Annotated in this window: 19 protein-coding genes and 3 tRNA genes; 6 read left to right on the forward strand and 16 right to left on the reverse strand. The window is 47.2% G+C overall.

All coding sequences use genetic code 11. The features are described from left to right. The first annotated feature begins 72 nt into the window (after nucleotides 1–72). The 3 genes from ACK5NH_RS16580 to ACK5NH_RS16590 all read left to right on the forward strand — a co-directional run bounded on the left by ACK5NH_RS16580 (nucleotide 73) and on the right by ACK5NH_RS16590 (nucleotide 769). A tRNA-Thr gene (locus tag ACK5NH_RS16580) sits at nucleotides 73–148 on the forward strand. A 463-nt stretch (nucleotides 149–611) separates the two neighbouring features. Continuing rightward, nucleotides 612–687: transfer RNA gene (locus ACK5NH_RS16585), tRNA-Phe, on the forward strand. A gap of 6 nt (nucleotides 688–693) precedes the next feature. After that, nucleotides 694–769: transfer RNA gene (locus tag ACK5NH_RS16590), tRNA-Thr, on the forward strand. Nucleotides 770–825: 56 nt separating this feature from the next. On the opposite strand, the gene ACK5NH_RS16595 is transcribed toward ACK5NH_RS16590, so the two are convergent. Further along, nucleotides 826–1011 carry a hypothetical protein gene (locus tag ACK5NH_RS16595; RefSeq protein WP_416921862.1) on the reverse strand — a complete coding sequence of 62 codons (186 nt, stop codon included), beginning with the start codon at nucleotides 1009–1011 and terminating at the stop codon, nucleotides 826–828. Nucleotides 1012–1164: 153 nt separating this feature from the next. On the opposite strand from ACK5NH_RS16595, the gene ACK5NH_RS16600 reads away from it, so the two are divergent. Then, a complete protein-coding gene (locus tag ACK5NH_RS16600; protein ID WP_416921864.1) occupies nucleotides 1165–1509 on the forward strand; it encodes a DUF3634 family protein in 345 nt (114 codons plus the stop codon). A 77-nt stretch (nucleotides 1510–1586) separates the two neighbouring features. Here the strand turns inward: ACK5NH_RS16600 and ACK5NH_RS16605 are convergent, their stop codons facing one another. From ACK5NH_RS16605 to ACK5NH_RS16660, 12 genes are all read right to left on the reverse strand, one after another. Then, nucleotides 1587–1808, reverse strand: a complete 222-nt coding sequence (locus ACK5NH_RS16605) for a hypothetical protein (RefSeq protein ID WP_416921866.1) — start codon at nucleotides 1806–1808, stop codon at nucleotides 1587–1589. Between the two features lie 65 nt (nucleotides 1809–1873). Then, complete coding sequence (locus ACK5NH_RS16610) at nucleotides 1874–2422, reverse strand: DUF3833 domain-containing protein (protein ID WP_416921868.1); 549 nt, start codon at nucleotides 2420–2422, stop codon at nucleotides 1874–1876. Next, on the reverse strand, nucleotides 2410–2982 hold the full coding sequence (locus ACK5NH_RS16615; protein WP_416921869.1) for a chalcone isomerase family protein: 573 nt from the start codon (nucleotides 2980–2982) through the stop codon (nucleotides 2410–2412). The genes ACK5NH_RS16610 and ACK5NH_RS16615 overlap by 13 nt, the downstream gene beginning before the upstream one ends. Before the next feature lie 24 nt (nucleotides 2983–3006). Further along, nucleotides 3007–3573 carry a DUF2878 domain-containing protein gene (locus tag ACK5NH_RS16620; RefSeq protein ID WP_416921871.1) on the reverse strand — a complete coding sequence of 189 codons (567 nt, stop codon included), beginning with the start codon at nucleotides 3571–3573 and terminating at the stop codon, nucleotides 3007–3009. Between the two features lie 21 nt (nucleotides 3574–3594). Continuing rightward, nucleotides 3595–4851, reverse strand: coding sequence for a class I SAM-dependent methyltransferase (locus ACK5NH_RS16625; protein WP_416921873.1), 1257 nt, complete (start codon nucleotides 4849–4851; stop codon nucleotides 3595–3597). Nucleotide 4852: 1 nt separating this feature from the next. Continuing rightward, entirely contained in the window at nucleotides 4853–5644 is a 792-nt protein-coding gene (locus tag ACK5NH_RS16630) for a DUF1365 domain-containing protein (protein ID WP_416921875.1), read from the reverse strand. Then, a complete protein-coding gene (locus ACK5NH_RS16635; RefSeq protein WP_416921877.1) occupies nucleotides 5641–6891 on the reverse strand; it encodes an NAD(P)/FAD-dependent oxidoreductase in 1251 nt (416 codons plus the stop codon). The genes ACK5NH_RS16630 and ACK5NH_RS16635 overlap by 4 nt, the downstream gene beginning before the upstream one ends. Beyond that, nucleotides 6888–7688: an SDR family NAD(P)-dependent oxidoreductase gene (locus ACK5NH_RS16640; RefSeq protein WP_416921878.1), complete on the reverse strand. Its 801-nt coding sequence runs from the start codon at nucleotides 7686–7688 to the stop codon at nucleotides 6888–6890. Before ACK5NH_RS16640 ends, ACK5NH_RS16635 begins: the two co-directional genes overlap by 4 nt. Further along, nucleotides 7688–8134: a nuclear transport factor 2 family protein gene (locus ACK5NH_RS16645; protein ID WP_416921880.1), complete on the reverse strand. Its 447-nt coding sequence runs from the start codon at nucleotides 8132–8134 to the stop codon at nucleotides 7688–7690. The genes ACK5NH_RS16640 and ACK5NH_RS16645 overlap by 1 nt, the downstream gene beginning before the upstream one ends. Before the next feature lie 45 nt (nucleotides 8135–8179). Continuing rightward, nucleotides 8180–9661 carry a deoxyribodipyrimidine photo-lyase gene (gene phrB, locus ACK5NH_RS16650; protein ID WP_416921882.1) on the reverse strand — a complete coding sequence of 494 codons (1482 nt, stop codon included), beginning with the start codon at nucleotides 9659–9661 and terminating at the stop codon, nucleotides 8180–8182. After that, nucleotides 9651–10697 carry a MerR family transcriptional regulator gene (locus ACK5NH_RS16655; protein WP_416921884.1) on the reverse strand — a complete coding sequence of 349 codons (1047 nt, stop codon included), beginning with the start codon at nucleotides 10695–10697 and terminating at the stop codon, nucleotides 9651–9653. The genes phrB and ACK5NH_RS16655 overlap by 11 nt, the downstream gene beginning before the upstream one ends. A 112-nt stretch (nucleotides 10698–10809) precedes the next feature. Beyond that, complete coding sequence (locus tag ACK5NH_RS16660; protein WP_416921886.1) at nucleotides 10810–11763, reverse strand: YbgA family protein; 954 nt, start codon at nucleotides 11761–11763, stop codon at nucleotides 10810–10812. A 201-nt stretch (nucleotides 11764–11964) separates the two neighbouring features. On the opposite strand from ACK5NH_RS16660, the gene ACK5NH_RS16665 reads away from it, so the two are divergent. Further along, nucleotides 11965–12459 (forward strand): hypothetical protein, encoded by a 495-nt coding sequence (locus tag ACK5NH_RS16665; RefSeq protein WP_416921888.1) that lies wholly within the window; start codon nucleotides 11965–11967, stop codon nucleotides 12457–12459. Nucleotides 12460–12686: 227 nt separating this feature from the next. Here the strand turns inward: ACK5NH_RS16665 and ACK5NH_RS16670 are convergent, their stop codons facing one another. Next, nucleotides 12687–13916 carry a DEAD/DEAH box helicase gene (locus ACK5NH_RS16670; protein ID WP_416921889.1) on the reverse strand — a complete coding sequence of 410 codons (1230 nt, stop codon included), beginning with the start codon at nucleotides 13914–13916 and terminating at the stop codon, nucleotides 12687–12689. A 109-nt stretch (nucleotides 13917–14025) separates the two neighbouring features. After that, nucleotides 14026–16662 carry an EAL domain-containing protein gene (locus ACK5NH_RS16675; RefSeq protein WP_416921890.1) on the reverse strand — a complete coding sequence of 879 codons (2637 nt, stop codon included), beginning with the start codon at nucleotides 16660–16662 and terminating at the stop codon, nucleotides 14026–14028. A gap of 416 nt (nucleotides 16663–17078) precedes the next feature. On the opposite strand from ACK5NH_RS16675, the gene ACK5NH_RS16680 reads away from it, so the two are divergent. Beyond that, a complete protein-coding gene (locus ACK5NH_RS16680) occupies nucleotides 17079–19496 on the forward strand; it encodes a Lon protease family protein (RefSeq protein ID WP_416921892.1) in 2418 nt (805 codons plus the stop codon). Nucleotides 19497–19570: 74 nt separating this feature from the next. On the opposite strand, the gene ACK5NH_RS16685 is transcribed toward ACK5NH_RS16680, so the two are convergent. Beyond that, nucleotides 19571–20638 carry an alkene reductase gene (locus tag ACK5NH_RS16685; protein WP_416921894.1) on the reverse strand — a complete coding sequence of 356 codons (1068 nt, stop codon included), beginning with the start codon at nucleotides 20636–20638 and terminating at the stop codon, nucleotides 19571–19573. Nucleotides 20639–20646 lie beyond the last annotated feature (8 nt).

A 20646-nucleotide genomic window follows, 5' to 3' on the forward strand; every position in this document is an offset into this window, starting at 1 on the left:
CTCAGGCGTGACAGCATAGGATTGAAACTCCTCCTGTCCCTGGATAGATTCCGGGATCGGGCACCACCAGTCGCCGGCATAGCTCAGTTGGTAGATCAACTGACTTGTAATCAGTAGGTCCCTAGTTCGACTCTTGGTGTCGGCACCATAAACCGCAAAAAAGCCACTCATGGAGTGGCTTTTTTGTTTCTGGATTTTGTATCTGGAATTAGAGTAAAAGTCGCAGCATCAATAGCGAACAACAGGCTAATTCTCTATGAATGAGTTATTCCCTTGTCCGACTCTTAGTTAGTGATAAAGCCGGATAAATAAAATACTGATAAATGATTTCGCGCTAGGCTTTGTGATTTTTTATAATTCAACATTGATAGCAATCAACCACTGTTTATCCGATTTCCCCCTATTCAATCATATTAAGCCATTGATAGTTTGGCTAAGTGAATCAATTCCATTCAGATAAACTACTTATTAATGCCTTTTTGTTTAATACTTGGTCAGTCGAATTAAAAGGGCTTGCACCGCGAAAGCGAGCACTATATGATACGCGCACTTCGAACGAGTAGGGTGTTAAACACTCACTTTGAAGTAGTCAACTAACGCTTAGTTTAGTTGCCCGAATAGCTCAGTCGGTAGAGCAGAGGATTGAAAATCCTCGTGTCCCTGGTTCGATTCCGGGTTCGGGCACCACCATTCGCCGGCATAGCTCAGTTGGTAGAGCAACTGACTTGTAATCAGTAGGTCCCGAGTTCGACTCTTGGTGCCGGCACCATAAAAACAATGAAGCCACTCAATGAGTGGCTTCATTGTATCTGGAATTAGGGTGATTTACTTGGTCGGCTCATGCACTATTGGTCTATCCCCCGCCTGCACTTGATGTTGTAAGTGCCTCCATCCATGGGTTAATTCATTAAGCGGTACTTTTCGTTCTGGAAACTGTGCAGATAATTTATCGATCACATCAATTTGTTTTTTGCACAATAACGACCAGCGGTCTGCATTTGATAGGTACATGGCGTTTTCCTTAACTGAGGGAGTACATTTCCTGAGCAATTTAAGACTATGCCAAAATCATTCCTTTGCCAAATTAAAATTGCGTGTTAGCGCACTGTTAAAAGCCATGACTCCAGAGTATCTTTGTCCTATAAACATAAGAGAGGAGGCATTATGACAGCCACTATTTTAAAGCTTGTTTTTATCGCTATCGGTTTGTTTCTGGTTTATAAGCTGATCTTTGGTGGAAAGAAGGGACTGACTATTTTTGAAATGCATTTTAAAGATGGCCGCATGACACAGCATAAAGGCAAAATCCCCGAGCGCTTCGAGCGGGAATGCCGCCAAATGGCCAAAACCGAAAAGCTCACTTGTACTATCAGGGCAGAAAAAAATTCTGGCGTGCGTCTGCACATCTCTGCCAATGTGAATGATAATCTACAACAAAGGATCCGTAACCAATTCCCTTTTGAGTATTACGATAAAAAGACTGTAGATAATAGTCGCCAAGCGGGTTAAGCGTCTCTGACTCCCAGCCCTTACGACGAAGTAAGGGCTAAACACTTTGCCGTATTCAGCTTAGATTTCATCGCCCTTTAAAATTTAATCGGATCTTTTGGCTCTAGCTTACCATCTTCGCGCGCATCACGAACACGGCGCTCATTATCCAGCACCATAGGATCGCTTATCGGTTGATTGGGATCAGCCTGTTTTTCTGAAGTTTCTTCAAAACGGAAATCAATATTCGAACAGGCCGTTAAAAACAGATTCGCGAATACCAGCATTAGGAGCCAATAGTTTTTCATCGTCTTATCCATGCAGGATTAATGTGTTTTCAACAGCCTAATGTATTGGAGCAAAAATTATAAGCTAGGCTATACCGTTAAAGCTTTTGGATCACTAAGGTCACTTTAGCGACAGTCATGCCCCATTTAATAATATCGCTTCGATTAATGATGGTATTGTCATTGACCAAAAACATCCAATCATCGAAATGAACTTGGTATTCGTCTCCATCGACGGGCAATAACATATCGTAGCGCCAACGCAGCGCGCTCCCACTCGCCTCCCCTATCGCGGTACCGATAATATCGCCCGCTGTCCCTGTATAATGTCCTTCGCCTTGGGATGTAATCCGCCAAATCCGAGTTTGGGTTTCACCATCGTCATAGACAAACCATTCTTTTATTGTGCCTTCAGTCCCCTGCCAACTCGCCTCCATGGTCACATTAAATCGACGTATCACTTTGCCACTGAAATTCTGAACTATACCCGATGCCTTAAGCGGACCATTAAAGAAGTTTTCTAGCACTAAGGGAGGATTTGTCGCTCGATAGTCACTCACATCTACGCTGGAGCAGTTAGTCAAAAGACTGACCATCAATAATCCTAAGATAAACCGCCTACCCCAATTAGGTTTTAACAATCGCATGATTTTTCTCCTAATAATTGCGCCCGTAAGCTTGGACGACTGGTGTTAGTCGATAACCAAATCGCAAGAAATGCTTCAGCAAATTGGGGTTCTTGGATAACTTCTAGTGGCTGACCATTAAAAAAGAACTGGCTCCTTTGCGAGTCGATAATCTTGAAACTTAAATGGTCACCGGGCGCAACATTAGGCCAAATACCCTTGAGCAATTGCAGCCAATTGGCAATTTCCTGCTTGGCATAACCTAAATGTCGCCATTGCTCTGCAGTCGCCTCTAATAAGTCGCTAGACTCGATATCACGATAATATTCAATATCTAATAACTGCGGATAAACCCCACTCTGGTATTTACCTGTGGTTGTCATCAGTTTGGCCTTATAAACATTAAACCAGAGCCAATCCATCTCGCCTCGGCCAACCTCAACTAGCCCAGAGGTCATAGGATTTATCATTGCCGATGTCGTGGTGGCATATCCTGCCAATGGCATCAGCAATCCACACAGGGCACCGAGATACCGCTTTCTCGAAGTCACAGATGAGAACATTGACGAAATCTGAGGCATTATATTTCTCCAGCAATACTAGGATTAACGGCCATAAAGACGAGTCTCAGACGTTTGGCGCAACTGCCTACGACTGCGGGATAGATAGATGAAAATGGGCAATAACATCGCCCAAATAATCGTGAGAATAATTGCAGATATCCCCTCGCCAAAGGGAAGACTCACGGCATGAAGTCTTGCCCCCGCCAAGTAACTTAGGCTGCCAAAAACTCCGCCTAATATGGCTTGCAACACAATCGCAAAGGCGCGGATAAAACTAAGACTATGGTGCACACTCAAGGCAAAATGCAGCCAGAGGCAAACCAGCCAACTGGGGAAAACCTTAAACTCAAATACTCCAGTCAACGTCAGCAAGCTATCAATAACTATACCGAGTAGCCCTACCTTAAACATTGTGCTTAAATCCCGAGGGATTGCACCAGCGGTTTCCCCCCAAGGCAGTAATATAAAATGCAGCACTAACAGCGGAATACTTAGTAGCAGCGCGCTATTGCCAAATAACACGCCAGTCCACCAAACACACTGAAAACTCAAGGCGTTATAGAGTATAAAGCCCTGATACTTTGAGATATTGAGTGTGAATCTCGCCATAGCAGACATCTCTCCACAACCTTAGTCGCAGCTCACTGAATGCGGTAGACGGTAGTCTGGGCGCACTGCAACCAAATGCACTGTGCTGGTTGTGCGCTCTAAAAAGCCTCCTTCGCAATAGCTTAAGTAAAACTTCCACATGCGGATAAAGTCGTCGCCATAGCCAAGGGCTTGCACTTGATCAATGGCGCGGTCGAAGTTGTTATGCCAGTCCCTCAGCGTCTTGGCATAATCGAGGCCCATATCATAAATCGACCACACCTGCATATCGGTGCGCTTGGCCAAGTGTCCAACCATTTGGTGCACCGAAGGTAAGCAACCGCCAGGGAAAATATATCGCTGAATAAAATCAACGCCTTTGCGGTAACTGTCGTAACGTTGGTCGGCGATGGTGATAGCCTGCAACAACATTCGGCCATGGGGTTTGAGTAAAGATTCGAGCTTTTTAAAGAACCCGGGCAAGTACTCATGACCAACGGCTTCAATCATCTCGATAGACACCAGTCTGTCGTAGCTGCCACCCAAGTTGCGGTAATCCTCCATTAGTAGGGTGATGCTATCGCTTAAGCCTTCCCGTTCGACCCGCGCTTTTGCGTAGGCATATTGGGCATCCGAGATCGTTGTAGTCGTCACATGCACGCCATAATGCTTGGCGGCGTAAATGGCTAAGGCGCCCCAACCCGTGCCGATTTCAAGCAGTGTCTGTCCTGGCTGTAAGTCGAGCCGCTCGCATATGGTTTTCAGTTTATGGAGCTGCGCCAGTTCCAGACTCGCCTCGCTATGGGGATAAAGGGCGCTGGAGTACAACATTTCGCGATCTAAAAACTGCTCATATAAGGCATTACCTAGATCATAATGGGCCAAGATATTGCGCTTAGAGCCCTGCTGAGAGTTTCGATTCAGTAAATGTTTCATACGGTTAATCGAGCCAGTCAGCCAACCGAATTTAGCTTCAATCTTATCGAGCAAGGGCAGATTACGTGCAAAGAGCTGCACGACCTTAGTGAGATCTGGACTAGTCCAATGACCTTGGATATAGCTTTCACCAGCGCCAATGGAGCCCGAAAACATCGCTTGGCGATAAAAGCTGGGATGCTTGACCACCAGCGTGGCATGTAAATCACTGTGATGTTCACCGAAGCGATAGCTCTTGTCGCCCTCCACTAAGGTTAAACAGCCATGGGGGAGATTTTCTAATGCTTTGAGCAGCAGCTTACGGGCAAGGCTGTCTGGCAATTTAGCCGTAATAACAGAAGATTGCGATGCAGTGTTTTCCATCTTATTTCTCCACTTGGGCAGGATGTGGCACAAAAGGCACGCGCTTAAAAAACAGTTTTAACGCCTGCCAATAAATCCCACCGAAAATTTTCAACGTCATAAACGGAAAGCGAATTAACAAGCCGCGAAGGGATTGCGCAGTGATAGCTTGGCGAGTCATCGAAAGACTGGCATTGAACAAACGTTTCCCCGACTGATGCGGTAGATTCTCAATGCCGATGTTTAAGCGTTCAGCGGGCGGTTCAACATGCCACAGGTAGCGCATATCTAGGTTCATAAAAGGGGAAACATGGAACACTTTATCCGTCGCCTTGGGGGCGGATAAATCCACTAAATAACAGTGACGTTGGTCCCATGGGGTATTGCTCACTTCGGCGAGCATATATAAAGGCTGTTGATGTTGATAACAAAAATAAAAATTTACTGGACTAAAATACACGCCAAAGTGGCGAATTTGCCCAACAAATAACACTCGGTCGCAAGGCTGGTCACCGCCTAACTCCGCGACTTGCTCAAGCACTCGCAGCTTGAGGGCAAAGCTGCTTGGCTCGTTTATCTCAAGCTCACGGCTCTGGTTATCGCGAGATGTAAAAGTACGAAGATAATCCTTGGGATTAAATCTGAGCAGCGCGCGCTGCTGACTGGCAAAACACCGTCCCATGGCATTGATGCTATCGACCTCGTCTAAATCAATCGCCATGAGTGCCATTTGGTAACTAAAGTGATGTTTTACTGGCGTATAGCGACTATGGGTCACGCAGCCATAGTAGATACCGCTATTGAGTTCACTCATAGCGTAACCCCAAAGTGAGCACATACGTCTAAGGCGCTACGGACGCCGTCCTCATGGAAACCATTGTGCCAATAGGCGCCAGCAAAATGCGTATGGTTATGACCAGAGATCTCTTCCCGACGCGCCTGCGCCTGCAAACTCTGCTCATTAAACACAGGGTGGGCATAGTTAAAACGGCGCAGAATTTTGGCTTCATCAATCAGCTCAGTCTGATTGAGCGTTACGCAAAAGGTTGGTGCGTCGCTAGGTAAGCACTGCAGAATATTCATATTGTAAGTCACAGAGGCGGGGCGTTTTTGATTGCCATCCAAACGATAATTCCAGCTGGCCCACGCCGCCTTGCGCTTAGGTAAAAGGTTGGTATCTGTATGTAAAACCACCTCATTATTTTGATACTGCAAGTCACTCAGAATGGCTTTTTCTGCCGAGGAGGCATCGGTTAGCATCTTAAGCGCTTGGTCACTGTGACACGCAAGGATCACCTCATCGAATACCTGCCACTCACCATTCACATAGACCTTGACGCCATCAGCATGGCGTTCGATGGCACTTACTGGACTGTTTAAATGCAGATTGTCTTTAAAGGGGGCAATTAAATCCGGAATATAACTGCGTGAGCCCCCCTTAAGCACATACCATTGCGGTCTGTTACTGACGTTTAATAAGCCATGGTGCTCAAAGAAACGGATAAAGAAGCGCAGCGAAAAGGCGCGCATATCTTCAATGCTCGATGACCAAATTGCCGCGCCCATGGGCAAAATATAATGCTCGGCAAAAAAGCGAGAAAACTGCTCGCGGTCGAGAAAATCCCCTAAGTTGCCCGCTGGGTAATTATCCTGCTGGTAAATCGCCTTACAACTTTTATTAAAGCGCACAATTTCATTTAAAAAAGCCCAAAAGCGCGGATTCAGGAGGTTACGTTTTTGGGCAAACAAACTGGCAAGGTTATGGCCATTGTATTCGAGCCCCGTCAGGGCATTATGCACACTAAAACTCATTTCGGTCGGCAAAATACTGACATTTAAACGGGCTAACAAGCGCTCAAAACGGGGATAGGTTCGGTCGTTAAACACGATAAAACCAGTGTCTATCGCATAGTGCTTACCAAGGTGTTCCACATCTACGGTCGCGGTGTGACCACCTATATAGTCATTGGCCTCAAATACGGTAACCTTGTGGGATTGGCTGAGTAGATAGCCGCAGGTCAGCCCTGAAATCCCCGTCCCTACAATGGCAATATTTTTCATCGTCCTGCATCCTTAAGCGCCCTTGGCTGACTATCCTTTTGGATTATTTTTTGCCAAACCAAGGCTGGTAGAAATGACATTAACTTCAATAAGTAAGTAAATCGTTTGGGGAAATGAATTTCGGTTTCGCCTCGCGAAAGCCCGCGGCGAATTGCCGTTGACGCCGCCTTAACATCGACTTGCATCGGCATGGCAAAATCATTTTTGGCCGTTAGAGGCGTCGCCACAAATCCTGGACAAATCACACTCACAGCTATCCCGTGTTGAGCAAGGTCAAGCCTCAGGCTGGCGGCTAAGTACTGCACGCCCGCCTTAGAAGCGCCATAGGCCTCCGCACGGGGAAAGGCTAAATAAGTCGCGCTCGAACTCATCAGTGACAAGCGCGCGCCTCTTGGCATTAAGGGTAAAAACGCGCCGAGGCAATACCCCATGGCAATCAGATTAGTGTGGACCACGCGCTCAAAAAGGGCGTCGTCGAAGTGTTTAGCGTCATCGATATACTCGCAGCCACCGGCATTGAGGATCACCAAATCTAGCTGACATGCACATTGAGTCAGTAAATCTTTGATGCGGCGAGCATTCTTTTGTACTTGGCTGCGCTCACTAATATCAAAGCTGATGCAAGTCGCCCCTATCAGCACTGTTTCGGCAAGGGCATCGAGCTTAGCTTCGTCTCGCCCACAGGCAACCACATGCCAGCCAGCGGCGAGATAATCCTTGGCTAATTGCAGCCCAATCCCCGAGCTTGCACCAGTGATCAGCACAGTGTTGATTTTGTGGATCTGTACCGAGGTCATCACTTTGCCGCCCTGTCTTTGAACAGGCGAATAAGCCCGCCCATGCAAGGTAAATGCTCATACAGCATTTGCCCTAAGTCGAAATAATCCCGGTGAAAGTAAATCCGTTGATGAAACTTAAGCTGACTCATACCGTCGACCCGAATAAGCTCGCCCTTGTTTAGCTTAGGGTGGCGATACTGCATCTGCCAAAATAGCGAAGCCTGGGAGTCATCCTGCAATATTTCTTTGATTTCAAAGTGAATGTAGCCAACGTTTTTATAAAGCTTGGCAAAATACTCCGTCAGCGCATTTAAGCCATTCACTTGATGCATAGGATCGATAAAACAAATATTGTCATCGTAGACCTGAGCCAGCAGATGCAGGTTGTCCTTATTTAACGCTTGATAGAGCGCGATAAACTCATCGACCACACAGCTCTGTTCAATCTTCGCTTGGTTTATCATCCAGATAACTCCCTAAGGGATAAGTTGTAAGGTTGAGCCTATGACCTAGGCCTTTTTCAGCACCCCAAGTACCGCCAGCGCCCTCGCCCTTGCCGCATTGTGCTCCACAATCGCACAGGGATAAGCCGAGTCAGACTCCAGCGCTGGCGCCTCAAATAACGAAGGCGTTTTTTGCATATTGGGTTGGTGCAAACGCTTAACTCCCCAAGATGCCAGCTCTGGTAAGTACTTACGGATAAAGTTGCCATCTGGATCAAACTTTTCGCTCTGGCTCATTGGATTAAAAATGCGGAAATAGGGCTGGGCATCACAGCCGCATCCCGCAGACCATTGCCAGCCACCGTTATTGGCCGCCAGATCGCCGTCGATAAGATGCTGGCGAAAATACCGCTCGCCCCAGCGCCAATCGATAAGTAAGTGTTTAGTTAAAAAGCTCGCCACCACCATCCGCATTCGATTGTGCATCCAACCGGTTTGATTTAGCTGGCGCATCGCCGCATCCACAATCGGGTAGCCAGTTTTGCCCTCACACCATGCTAAAAACTCAGCTTGGTTGTTGCGCCACTGCACATGGTCGGCCTGACGATTAAAGTTGTGCCCCTTAGATAAATCCGGAAAGGCCACCAACAAATGGCGATAAAACTCCCGCCAAATCAACTCATTCAACCAAGTTCGCCCAGGGCTAGTATCATCGACAATCACTTCGGGAAAACGTCCTAGTAGCGCTGCGATACATTGCCTTGGGCTGAGCACGCCCAGCGCCAAATAAGGGGAGATAACACTGGTGCCATCGATAGCGGGAAAGTCCCTGTCCTGCTTATAGTCTTGGGCCTTTTGCTGAATAAATGCGGTGAGGATGCGCTTTGCCTGCCCCTCTCCCGCCCCCCATTGCTCGCTCGAGGTCAGCTTGCCTGTTGATGGAAAATGCTCTTTAAAACTGATCGGCTTAGGTTCAGGTAAGATGGGGCCAAGCGGTGCTGGCACGCCAAGCGGCAAAATGGCGCGCTTGATTGCAACTTCTCGCCACTTACGGCTAAAGGGCGTAAACACCTTATACATATCACCGCTTAGGTTAAGCACTGTGCCCGGCGGCAATAGACAATGCTCGTCGCTGAGCGTTAAGGGGATACCCGCATCGAGACAGGCTTGATCGCGCTTTTGCTCGTTGATTTCGGGTTCTCGCCCCGCAAATACCCGCTCAACCCCAAGCTTTTCACAGTAACTCACTAAAAAAGCGGACACCTCTTTAAAGCTATCGAGTTGAATAAGCTCAAATTCAATTCCTAGGCTTGCAAGTCCTTGGGCGAGTAGATTCACATGCCGCTGGATAAAATCAATCTGGATCGGCGCCATATCGTGGCTACGCCATTGACTCGGAGTGGCAATATAAATCGCCTTAAGCTTAGCGCCTGGCACTTGTCTCGCCCAATCACAGGCGGCCGTTAGCGCTTGATTATCACTAAGGCGCAAATCCTGGCGAAACCACATTAACGCGTGCTTTGCCGCAGGGTTTTGATTAACGCTCATAGACTTGCTCTCCTTGCACCAGTTCGGCCGTGCTGTTTTTCTGGTTGCGTTGCCGCTTCTTTTGCTGTTCCTTAGCTGCCGTGAGTTGACCAATAAGCTCACTCAGCTCTGGCGCCATAAACCCCGATAAGGCGGTTAAAGTAGGAGCAAAGGGGCCGATGAGGTAACAGGCCTGAGCCATTTGCTCGAGCACGCTTTGCAACTCAGTTTGTTTAGAGGCAGGGTGATTCGCCTCGGGTAGCAGTAAAAGCGCATCAACCTTGAGTCGATTATTGATAAGCCCAAGGCTATCGGTATCTAGTACCCCAAGGTTAACGACTGAAACTCTTAACTCGGCAAGCTCTAAGCGTAAAACGAGGCTATACAAACGGTTAGTCATACTCGAATTAAACATGCTCGAATGACCGCTAAACTGCTCGGCAGTTTTTTGCCCTAAAGTAGATGGCAATTGGACTAAACCGATTTGCGCCAAACTGGCCTGCCCAGCAAAACTTGCACGTCCTCCCGTGCGGCTGGCCAACTCACTCTCTAACCATGCAAGCAACAGCTCTGCATCTAAACGAGGCTCAAGCAAAGGGGTTAACTGCGTAATCCAAGCAAGCAGCAATTGTTGCTTCACCAATTGAAACGGATATAAACCTAAGGCTTCATCGAGAATTTGGTGCAGCTTGTGTTGATCCAACTCAAACAGCGCACTATTTAAAGCGGTGATCTGCTCTAGCCACAAATCACTCTCTTGCAATGGGGTGCAGTCAACCTCGGTCACAAGCGCTGAACTCATCAGTAACGGCTTGACCTTACTGATAGCGACGCCCTTGGCTAACCATGCATTAATCTCATGGATTTGTTGAATATTCTCAGGCGTGTATAACCTATGGCCCTTGGGCGTGCGCGCAGGGATAACCAGCCCAAAGCGGCGCTGCCACGCTCTTAGCGTTACCGCGTTAACCCCGGTCAGTAGCGACACTTCCCCTATGGGAAGTAACTCGCGACTCTCGAGATTGTCAGGCTCAGGCTTGGAATGATTCTGTTTCATTTTTATCTCTTAACTTTTAACTCTTCGTTCTTACTCTTATTGGCTTTCTCTAGCCTATCGAGCTCGGTTCTTCGGCCATTGCAGCGCAACAGGCGCCCAAACTTCCCATTGATTAATAGGCATAGCGCAGCTTTAATTCCTCTGGATGAGGATTTAAGTACACTTGGTCCTCAATATAAGGGGTAGGAAATTGGCGTAAATAGTGGTTAATCAGAGTGATAGGCACCAGCAAAGGGAGAAGCCCTTGACGATATTTCATAATCATCTCAGACAGTTCTAACTTCTGTTCCTTATTTAAATGCTTTTTAAAATAGCCCTGAATATGCTGTAAGGTACTGGTATGGTTTCGACGGGTCGCATTGATTTTTAAGGCGGTCATAAAGCCCGTAAAGTAGCACTCTGCGGTTTGCTCCAGATCTTCAATATTGGCCACAATCGGCCCAAGTTCGCGGTACCATTTGGGGCTATGGGCCATCAATAAGTACTTATAACGGGAGTGAAACTTCACTAACTTATGCTTGGTTAGGCCTTCATGACACATCTTGTGCCAGTCGTGATAGGCATAGATTCGGGTAAAAAAGTTTTCCCGCAGCACCATATCGTGCAGGCGGCCTTCTTCCTCAACCGGTAAATGGGGGTAGCGCTCCATCAACTTACGGGCAAACACCCCAATGCCTGATTTAGTGCCATTATTGGTGCCAATTTTGTACTCGGTCACACGCTCCATACCGCAGGTCGGCGATTTGGCGCAGAGCAAGTAACCGCCTAAAAAGCCTAACTCCTCAACCTTTTGCTCGCTAAAGCTATTGAGCTTTTCGGTAACATCTAAGCTGCCATCACCACTCTGCACTCGGATTATTTCACCATCGCGTACTAATCGAATACTTTTTCGCGGTGCACCTAGACCAATCGCCATTTCTGGGCACAAGGGAACATAATCAAAAAATGGCGCAATCTCTTGATTACAGTAGGAAGAGTTTTTATGTCCACCGTCAAAGCGCACCTTTTCACCTAACAGGCAGGCACTGATCCCGATTTGAATTCGCTGCGGATTAAACTTGTACATAATGAGATTCCTTGTATCAATTTAAATACCATTACGGCTAATTATTGTACAAGGATCAAGTTTTTGTACAAATTTTTATAAAAATTTTCTGACGCTAAAAATCCAACGAATGGTGCAAGAGTTTGGCCTTGATATTGCTTAGTTTATTCGCCCGATTGGCGTGGCAACAGAAAGTGAACATCTACGAGGGAGAATAAGGAAATGACGCTCATCAATCCCAATAGTTATGCAGCCATTGTAGTTAGCCAGTTAACATCGGCACAAACCCAGAAAAAGCCAGGTGTATCAAGCACTTCAGCGATCTCGATCGCTCAGGATACAGTGACACTATCTGACGGCGTGGCTCAAAGCACAAAGAATCGCGATACCTATAGCCAGCTCGCGCCCAATGCCAAACAGAATTACACCACCAATGTGCAAAATATTGCCGGTACCCAAGAGAGTGCCAAATCCGCTGACAGATTAGAGGAAGCGATGCAGGCGATCCTCGATAAACGCACTGGGGTGGACAGGGAAAAACTGAAGCAACTAGATGAAGAAATGGCAAAAATTGCCGCTAATGACAACTTGTCCGAGGAAGAAAAGGCCAAACAAATAGCGTTACTCCAAACCCAAAAAGCCGAGCTAATTAAAGAAGCTACGGAAAAAAATGAAGAGCGACAACGCAATAACCAAACTGAAGTCTATTTTAGCTAATGCTTAAGGCTCAGAGCCAAGAAGTTGCAAAGGTCAGCGACCTTGTTGAGCAAGCGATTAGACAAAACGATTAGTCAGATGCGAATCAAAGAGCATTGAAAAGTAGAATGAAATGAATAGTGAGCAGAAATCCGCCCCCCTTATCTGGGGGGCGGAAAAGTATTCAAAGCAGGACTTTTTGACTTTTAAATCTTCGAGCCAGGCCATAGCCGATAAGCAGACTATCTTTACCGCTTTTTTCCACCTAGGGCGCGTTTTTTAGCCCGCTGCTTTTGAGCGGCTTTACTGTTGCGTCTTGGTTCGGGCGCCATTTTGTTAAAATCAGGCTCAAAGCCGGGATACCATTGCTGCGGCAGACGTTTATCGAGCAGTGCCTCGACCTCCTCGAGTAGCAGCGCATCCACTTGGCTAAAGAGCGTAATCGCCAAACCAGCAGTGCCCGCCCGCCCTGTACGGCCGATCCGGTGGATATAATCTTCAGCAATAAATGGCAGCTCAAAGTTAATCACATACTGTAAGTCGGCAATATCGAGGCCACGAGCGGCAACATCGGTCGCCACTAAAACCTGTACAAGCCCTTGTTTAAAATCCTTTAATACCTTCTCCCTTGCGCCTTGGGATAAATCTCCGTGAAATGCCTGCGTCGCCACCCCAAGCTGATTAAGCTGAGTGGTGAGCTTATCGACACCCTGTTTAGTGCGGCTAAATATCAGCACTTGCTGCCAATTTTTACTGCGTACTAGATGGCTGACAAATTCGGTTTTGCGGTCACTGTCGATGGCATAAATCCGCTGTTCTACCTGTGCGGCCGTGGTATTGCGTTTCGCCACTTCGATAAGCTTGGGTTCACGCAAAAGGTTTTTACTGAAACCGAAAATCGAATCATCTATGGTGGCCGAGAACAACAGAGTCTGCCTCTGCGCCGGTACTTGCTTGAGCACGGCTTTGATTTCATCCATAAATCCCATGTCGAGCATACGATCAGCTTCGTCAAATACCAGCACACTCAATCGTTTAAGATTGAGCGCACCTTGACGCAGATGATCCAGCAAGCGGCCAGGTGTGGCGATAAGCACATCGATGCCCGCTTTAAATTCTGTTTGCTGCGCCTCGATACTCACGCCGCCGTAGGCAATCCCGACACGAATATCCAAGCCTTTGGCATATTTCACAAAACTCTGCTGCACTTGCACCGCTAACTCACGGGTAGGCACAAGCACTAAGGCACGAATGTCTTTGGGTGCATCGAGTCTTTCAGAATCAAGTAGTAACTGCTGCAAAATGGGTAAAGCAAAGGCTGCGGTCTTTCCCGTTCCCGTTTGTGCCCCCGCCATCACGTCTTGTTTTGCCAAAATGGCCGGAATGGCTTCGACTTGGATGGGTGTAGGCTGCTGATAGCCAAGTTCTGCTAAGGTATTCACCAATTGGGTATGTAAGGAAAGCGCACTAAAAGACATGAAATATCACCAAAAACAATAATGGCGCCATGTTATCAGACCGCAACTATAGCGACCAGTTGCATCGCGGCTGTCTGCCTATGACGCCTTTACTTGTACTTAGTCGCGTTTAAGTTTTAGCTAAAAACACTTCAACATCCGCAGGCAATAGTGGACGGCTAAAGAGATACCCCTGCGCCTGATCGCACAGGTTTTGGGTTAAAAACTCGGCCTGCTCTACCGTTTCGACCCCCTCTGCCACTATCTCTAACTTGAGCGCGTGCCCTAGGGCAATCACAGCTTTAGCGATAGCGGTATTGTTGGTGTCGAAGGGAATATCCCGCACAAAGGATTGGTCAATTTTAAGCTTATGAATCGGCAGTTTTTTAAGGTAGTTAAGGGATGAATAGCCAGTACCAAAATCATCCACCGAAAGTTCAATCCCCAGATCGCCTAACAATTTTAAATCGCGGATCGCAACATCGGGATTGTTCATCATCACGCTTTCGGTCACTTCAAGCTCTAGGCAAGTGGCGGGCATACCGGTTTGCGTCAGGATCCGTTTCACATCTTCCACAAAGGAGCTACGTTGTAACTGTTGCCCCGCAACGTTAACCGCGATCCGGCCAAAAGCTTTACCCTCGGCGAGCCAACGCACACCTTGAAGACAGGCGCTTTCGAGCACCCACAGGCCGATATCGTAAATCAGCCCGATTTTCTCGGCGACGGGAATAAAAACCCCAGGAGGAATTTGCCCAAGTATGGGGTCATTCCAACGCAGTAGCGCCTCAACGCCAATGGTCTTACGAGAGGATAAATCCAATTTAGGCTGATACATCAAATACAAAGCTTTCTGCTCTCGCGCGCCATAGAGTGCACTCTGCAGCTTTAAATGCTCAATCGATTGCTTGGTGAGCGACTCAGTGTAAAAGGCGAAGTTATTGCGGCCCTCACTCTTAGCGCGATACATGGCGGCATCGGCATTACGCAGTAAGGTATCGGCGTTACTGCCATCATTGGGATAGATTGAAACTCCCATACTGGCGGTCAGGCGAAGATGATCCCCTGTACTCACCACAAAAGGCTGCTCAAACACTTGACGTAACTGATTAACTACCGCCGCCGCATCCTCATGGTTTTGAATACCAGCAATCAACGCCACAAACTCATCACCGCCAATCCGCGAGAGCACATCTTGCTCCTGCAGCTGGCCGCGTAACCGTTTGGCCAGTTCCACCAGCATTTCGTCACCTATGCTGTGGCCGAAACTGTCGTTAATGTGTTTAAACAAATCCACATCAATAAACACTGTGGCTAACTGAGCATTAAGCCTTTTGGCATGCCTTAGCTCTTGCTTAAGCTGCATCATCAGCTTCATGCGGTTCGGCAAATGGGTCAGCGGGTCGAAATAAACTAAGTGGGCAAGCTGGGCTTCACTCTGTTTTTGAGCGGAAATATCGGAAAAAACCGCTACATAGTAGCGTACATCACCCAACTCATCATAAATGGTGCTGATGGTGATATTTTGCGGGAAGATGGTGCCATCCTTGCGGCGATTCCAAATTTCGCCATTCCACTTACCCGTTTCGAGTAAGTTGTGCCACATAGTGTCGAAAAAGGTTTTATCGTGACGACCCGAGTTAAATAATCGTGGATTTTGACCGAGTAATTCTTCCCGAGAATAACCCGTGATCTCATAGAAGGCACCATTCACATCTGTGATATTACCGTGCCTATCGGTCACCACCACACCTTCGAGGGTATGTTTAAACACATTGGTGGCGAGCGTCAGCTGTTCTTCAACTTCTTTATGCTTGGAGATATTACGGGTCATACCAATCACACCGGCAAGCGCCCCGTCGGCCGTCGTAGCCGGAATTTTAAGGGTTTCTAACCATAAGTGTTTATTTTGTTTTTCACCGTCCAAACACTCGGCGACGATAATCGGCGTGCCCGCTTCAATGGCGAGCCTATCACCATTGAGAAAAATATCGGCAATCTCCTTACCGAAAAGATCTTCGTCCGTTTTACCGACGATTTCACTGCGGGGCAACTCCCAGGCTTTCTCAACACTATGGTTGCAGATGGTGTAAACACCTTCGGTATTTTTAACCCAAATATGTTCTTCAAAACTATCGATAAAGGTTTGTAGGTCAATCACATCGGACGCATGAATTTGCCCGCGCTGCGCCTCCAAAGCGTGTTTTTGCTGCTTTAGTAATTCGCTCAAATTAAGCTGCAGGCTATTGACCGTCAGCGAAGCCAGTTGCAGCGCCCTATCCCCTAAATGCAAAGGATTACTGTGATATATGCAAAACACACCAAAATGTGCCCCCGAAGTCCAGAGGATGGGCAGGTATATCAAACTGCCTAGCCCAGTATCACACCATTGAAGATTGCTGCTGATATCTTGGATCAAGGCACGCTTATAGGCTCTCGCGTGGCGAATATCCTCGGGAAGATTCACCTGATAGTGGCTAAAGGTTCGAGATTCATTGAAGGGGTTATAGGCGGTGTCAGCGGAAGAGGCGTCTTTGACTTTAGGGGTGGCATTTTGATGTAGGTTTAAATGCGCTTTAAGATTAAAATGCCGAATAAGGGTTTCAATATCAGATGATTGGCATTGTGCAGACTGAACTAATAGGCGATAGTCCCCCGCTGCATTGGCCTGTAGGACCACAGCATGCGACTCAGTCATATCGGCAACCAACTGTAAATCGTTTGCCCAATCCGACAACTGTTTTTGTGAAATTGTAATATCAATCATAAGCTTGCTAACTATAGCCTCTACAATTCCATTTTGATTGAGGGCCTACTGCCCCTCGCCTTAACACACCGCAATCTAGCCTTGAAGTCGCCTGCTTAGATTAGTCGCCTCAAGCGTCTTAACGCTCAGGCAAACTCAGCTAGCTTGATAGATATTACCGCAGACACTCAATCATCGTCATTCACTAATACATAAATATTTGGCTCAATCGCCGATTACTTTGTTTCAGATAACACAATTTAGAAACTGGCAAATCTAACTCAATGAAAATAATATGTTTTTAGAGTCATCTCGTGACAAAAAACCATTCATAAATCCCAACACTGATTTAAATACAATTTAGCGCCTTTTAATTGACAACAACATTATCCTATTGTCTACAATGGAAATATTCAGGATGAAAAACAAGGATCTTTATGCCTAACGTGCCCATAGCAACACCCGCCATCCCGTTAACGAGTCAGCAGCTTTATCGGAAATCCGAACTTAAACAGCTTAACCCTGAGTGTCAGTCTACCGCCCAGCTAACGCCACTCGATGATATTGTCGGTCAAGAACGGGCCCAACAGGCCGTTGAATTCGCCATGGGGATCAAGGAAAAGGGCTATAACATTTACGCTATCGGCCAAAATGGTTTAGGTAAACGCACTATGATGCTGCGTTATCTTAATCGCCATGAACCCATAGAGCCTTCACTGTTTGACTGGTGCTACGTGGTGAATTTTGACGATACCCGCAGTCCCAAAGTGCTCAAACTCACCGCGGGAACGGGGCAAGAGTTTAAAAAGTCCATTGAAAAACTCATGCTAAAACTGGTCAAAGCGCTGCCCTTAGCCTTTGATAACGAAATGTATTATGCCCGTGCAGAAAAACTCAAAAGCCAGCTGGCACAAAAACAAGAAGCGGCGCTAACCGAGCTGAGCGAAGAAGCAAAACAAAAAAACATTAGTCTCAGTTTAACCTTACAGGGCGATTATCAAATGGTTGCCCTCAACGGCGAAGAGCCCCATGACGAAGTCTCCTTTGGCGCCTTGACCGAGGCAGAACGAGCTCAGTTTGAAAGCAATATCAATGGACTCGAAGTAAAACTACGCGGGATCATTCGCCAAAATACCGAATGGGAAGAAGAGTTTAGCGATACCCAGCAGGAACACGACGAGCAAGTCGCTAAAGATGTGCTAGTGCATTTTTTCAAACCCTTGAAGGACAAATACAAACAACAGCCCGAAGTCAGAGCCTTTTTGACGGGCATGCAGGCCGATATCTTAAGTAATTTAGATATTTTCCTTGAGGAGAGTGAGGAGCAACTCGCCCTCGCCTATGCCTCCCTCGAGAAGAAAATGCCGCGACGCTATCAAGTCAACGTCATAGTTTGCCAAGGGGAGCAAAAATTCCCAATCGTGGTGGAAGAAAGCCCGAGCTACCACAGCCTATTTGGCTATGTTGAGAATGCTACCTTTAGGGGCACTGTGTTTACCGACTTCTCACTCATCCGTCCGGGAAGCTTACACAAGGCGAATGGTGGCGTGCTGTTGATGGATGCCATCAAAGTGCTCGAACGCCCTTATGTGTGGGATGGCTTAAAACGCGCACTTCGATCTCGCAAGTTAGATTTAAGTTCCTTAGAGCGAGAAGTCTCACTCTCTGGCACTATCTCACTGGCGCCGGAACCGATTCCCTTAGACGTTAAGATAATTCTGTTTGGAGATCACGAAACCTACCAGCTTTTACAGCATTATGATCCTGATTTCAGTGAGTTATTTAGAGTCACGGCCGATTTTGAAGATGTAATGGACAGAACCGATGTCTCTGAGGCGCAATATGCGCGATTTATTTCCAGCATAGTCCACGATAACAATATGTTGCACTGTGATCGCAGCGCCATCTCACGGATTATCGAGTACAGTTCCCGTGAGGCGCAGGACCAACAAAAACTCTCGCTTCACTCAGCTAATATTGCCAACCTGCTGCGGGAATCTAACTTCTGCGCCAAAGCTACTGCGAGTCGAAGTATTGAAAAGCAACATGTTGAGCAGGCGCTGAAAAACCAAGAGCAGCGTGTCTCTCGCCTGCATGACAATATTATGGAAAGCTTTATCAATGGCACCACATTAATCAATACCCACGATAAAGTTGTAGGTCAAATCAATGCGTTATCTGTAATATCGACCTCAGATCACCAATTTGGTCTCCCGAATCGCATTACTGCCACAACCGCCTTTGGTAAGGGCGAAGTGCTGGATATTGAGCATAGGGTCAAACTGGGTGGTCGCATCCACTCCAAAGGGGTATTAATCCTCACCGCCTATTTGGCTTCGGTATTAGGAAAAACAGCACAAATCCCCCTCACCACTTACCTCACCTTCGAGCAATCCTACAGCGGGGTCGATGGTGATAGCGCCTCGATGGCCGAATGCTGCGCCATTATCTCCGCCATCAGTGAATTGCCCTTAAGGCAAGATATTGCCATCACGGGGTCGATGAATCAGTTTGGCGAGGCGCAGCCCATCGGCGGCGTGAATGAGAAAATTGAAGGCTTCTTCGATGTGTGTAAGATTAAAGGCCGCTCGTCGAGTCAAGGGGTGATCATTCCCGAATCCAATATCGCTAACCTAATGTTACGCCAAGATATTGTTGAAGCGGTTGAGCGTGGAGAGTTCCATATTTGGGCGATTAGCCATGTCACCCAAGCGATGGCCTTACTTCTAGGAAAAACGGCTGCAAGCTTACAAGCAGATGATGCAAAATACGCGGATCACTATAGTCCTGAGTGCGTATTTGGTATTGCCCAGCAAAAACTCAATGCCTTGAGGGCACTCACTAAAGCCAATTGATTGTTGAGCACAGCACAAAAAGCAAAAAGGGTTAGCTTTGCTAACCCTTTTTTATTGGCAATTACAGTGCTTAGTTATACTAGGCTTGCAAGCATCTCATCGCTATAGGTCAACAATTCGTGGCCTTGGCGCACTCTTGCCACATAATCTGGGTTGGCAATAAAGGGGCGACCAATCGCAATTAAATCAAACTTATTGGCGGCAATCGCTTCACTGGCCGATTGCGCACTATAGCCACCGACACCAACTAATGTCTTACCATAGTTAGCACGGACATAGCTGGAAACGCGGCCACCTAAGTAATCAAACTCCATGCTGTCGTCGAAAATACCGATATGCACAAAGGCTAAATCACGCTTTTCAAGCTCGGGTAACAGATAGTCAAACACGGCGCAGTCACGGTTATCAACTGCCATATTGAAATAAGCGCCGGGAGAAATACGAAGACCTGTTCTGTCTTTACCAATACGCGCCGCAATAGCATCGACCACTTCTAAGGCAAAGCGTGACATATTGGCAGGCGTGCCACCATATTCATCGGTACGACGGTTGCTATCATGGTGTAAGAAGGCGTCAATCAAATAGCCATTCGCACCGTGGATTTCCACTCCATCGAATCCAGCTTCAATCGCATTTTCAGCCGCTTTGGCATAATCACGCACTAGCCCCTGAATATCCTCAATGGTTGCCGCCTTCGGAGTGACATAGATCAGCTCACGCATTCTGGGCACGCTGCCCTCAATTTTCTGAGCAGAAGGAGCTAAAACATCACCGCCGCCGAAGAAATGTGGGTGCGCCACGCGGCCCGTATGCCATAGCTGCATAAAAATTTTGCCGCCATTAGCATGAACTGCATCAGTCACTTTACGCCAACCGGCGATCTGCGCTTGATTAAAGATACCAGGGGTATTTGGATAACCTTGACCATCGGGACGGATGATAGTCGCTTCGGAAATAATCAATCCCGCCTCTGCGCGGCGAGCGTAGTAAGCCACCATATCATCGGTTGGTACTAAATCCGCATCGGCCATACAACGCGTTAATGGAGCCATTAAAATACGGTTTTTTAAAGTAATAGTGTCATTAAGCTTGTAGGTATCAAACAGATTCGATACTGAGTTTACGGTGTTTTCAATCGCCATTGATGTTG

The sequence above is a fragment of the Shewanella sp. genome, assembly GCF_047975355.1.
Taxonomy (GTDB): Bacteria; Pseudomonadota; Gammaproteobacteria; order Enterobacterales; family Shewanellaceae; genus Shewanella.

Coding starts and splice junctions, on each gene's coding strand:
- ACK5NH_RS16630 (WP_416921875.1), bottom strand. CDS start 5,644: ATGAGTGAACTCAATAGCGGTATCTACTATGGCTGCGTGACCCATAGT.
- ACK5NH_RS16670 (WP_416921889.1), bottom strand. CDS start 13,916: ATGTCTTTTAGTGCGCTTTCCTTACATACCCAATTGGTGAATACCTTA.
- ACK5NH_RS16595 (WP_416921862.1), bottom strand. CDS start 1,011: ATGTACCTATCAAATGCAGACCGCTGGTCGTTATTGTGCAAAAAACAA.
- phrB (WP_416921882.1), bottom strand. CDS start 9,661: ATGAGCGTTAATCAAAACCCTGCGGCAAAGCACGCGTTAATGTGGTTT.
- ACK5NH_RS16655 (WP_416921884.1), bottom strand. CDS start 10,697: ATGAAACAGAATCATTCCAAGCCTGAGCCTGACAATCTCGAGAGTCGC.
- ACK5NH_RS16665 (WP_416921888.1), top strand. CDS start 11,965: ATGACGCTCATCAATCCCAATAGTTATGCAGCCATTGTAGTTAGCCAG.
- ACK5NH_RS16635 (WP_416921877.1), bottom strand. CDS start 6,891: ATGAAAAATATTGCCATTGTAGGGACGGGGATTTCAGGGCTGACCTGC.
- ACK5NH_RS16675 (WP_416921890.1), bottom strand. CDS start 16,662: ATGATTGATATTACAATTTCACAAAAACAGTTGTCGGATTGGGCAAAC.
- ACK5NH_RS16685 (WP_416921894.1), bottom strand. CDS start 20,638: ATGGCGATTGAAAACACCGTAAACTCAGTATCGAATCTGTTTGATACC.
- ACK5NH_RS16605 (WP_416921866.1), bottom strand. CDS start 1,808: ATGGATAAGACGATGAAAAACTATTGGCTCCTAATGCTGGTATTCGCG.
- ACK5NH_RS16680 (WP_416921892.1), top strand. CDS start 17,079: ATGCCTAACGTGCCCATAGCAACACCCGCCATCCCGTTAACGAGTCAG.
- ACK5NH_RS16620 (WP_416921871.1), bottom strand. CDS start 3,573: ATGGCGAGATTCACACTCAATATCTCAAAGTATCAGGGCTTTATACTC.
- ACK5NH_RS16640 (WP_416921878.1), bottom strand. CDS start 7,688: ATGACCTCGGTACAGATCCACAAAATCAACACTGTGCTGATCACTGGT.
- ACK5NH_RS16625 (WP_416921873.1), bottom strand. CDS start 4,851: ATGGAAAACACTGCATCGCAATCTTCTGTTATTACGGCTAAATTGCCA.
- ACK5NH_RS16610 (WP_416921868.1), bottom strand. CDS start 2,422: ATGCGATTGTTAAAACCTAATTGGGGTAGGCGGTTTATCTTAGGATTA.
- ACK5NH_RS16600 (WP_416921864.1), top strand. CDS start 1,165: ATGACAGCCACTATTTTAAAGCTTGTTTTTATCGCTATCGGTTTGTTT.
- ACK5NH_RS16660 (WP_416921886.1), bottom strand. CDS start 11,763: ATGTACAAGTTTAATCCGCAGCGAATTCAAATCGGGATCAGTGCCTGC.
- ACK5NH_RS16615 (WP_416921869.1), bottom strand. CDS start 2,982: ATGCCTCAGATTTCGTCAATGTTCTCATCTGTGACTTCGAGAAAGCGG.
- ACK5NH_RS16645 (WP_416921880.1), bottom strand. CDS start 8,134: ATGATAAACCAAGCGAAGATTGAACAGAGCTGTGTGGTCGATGAGTTT.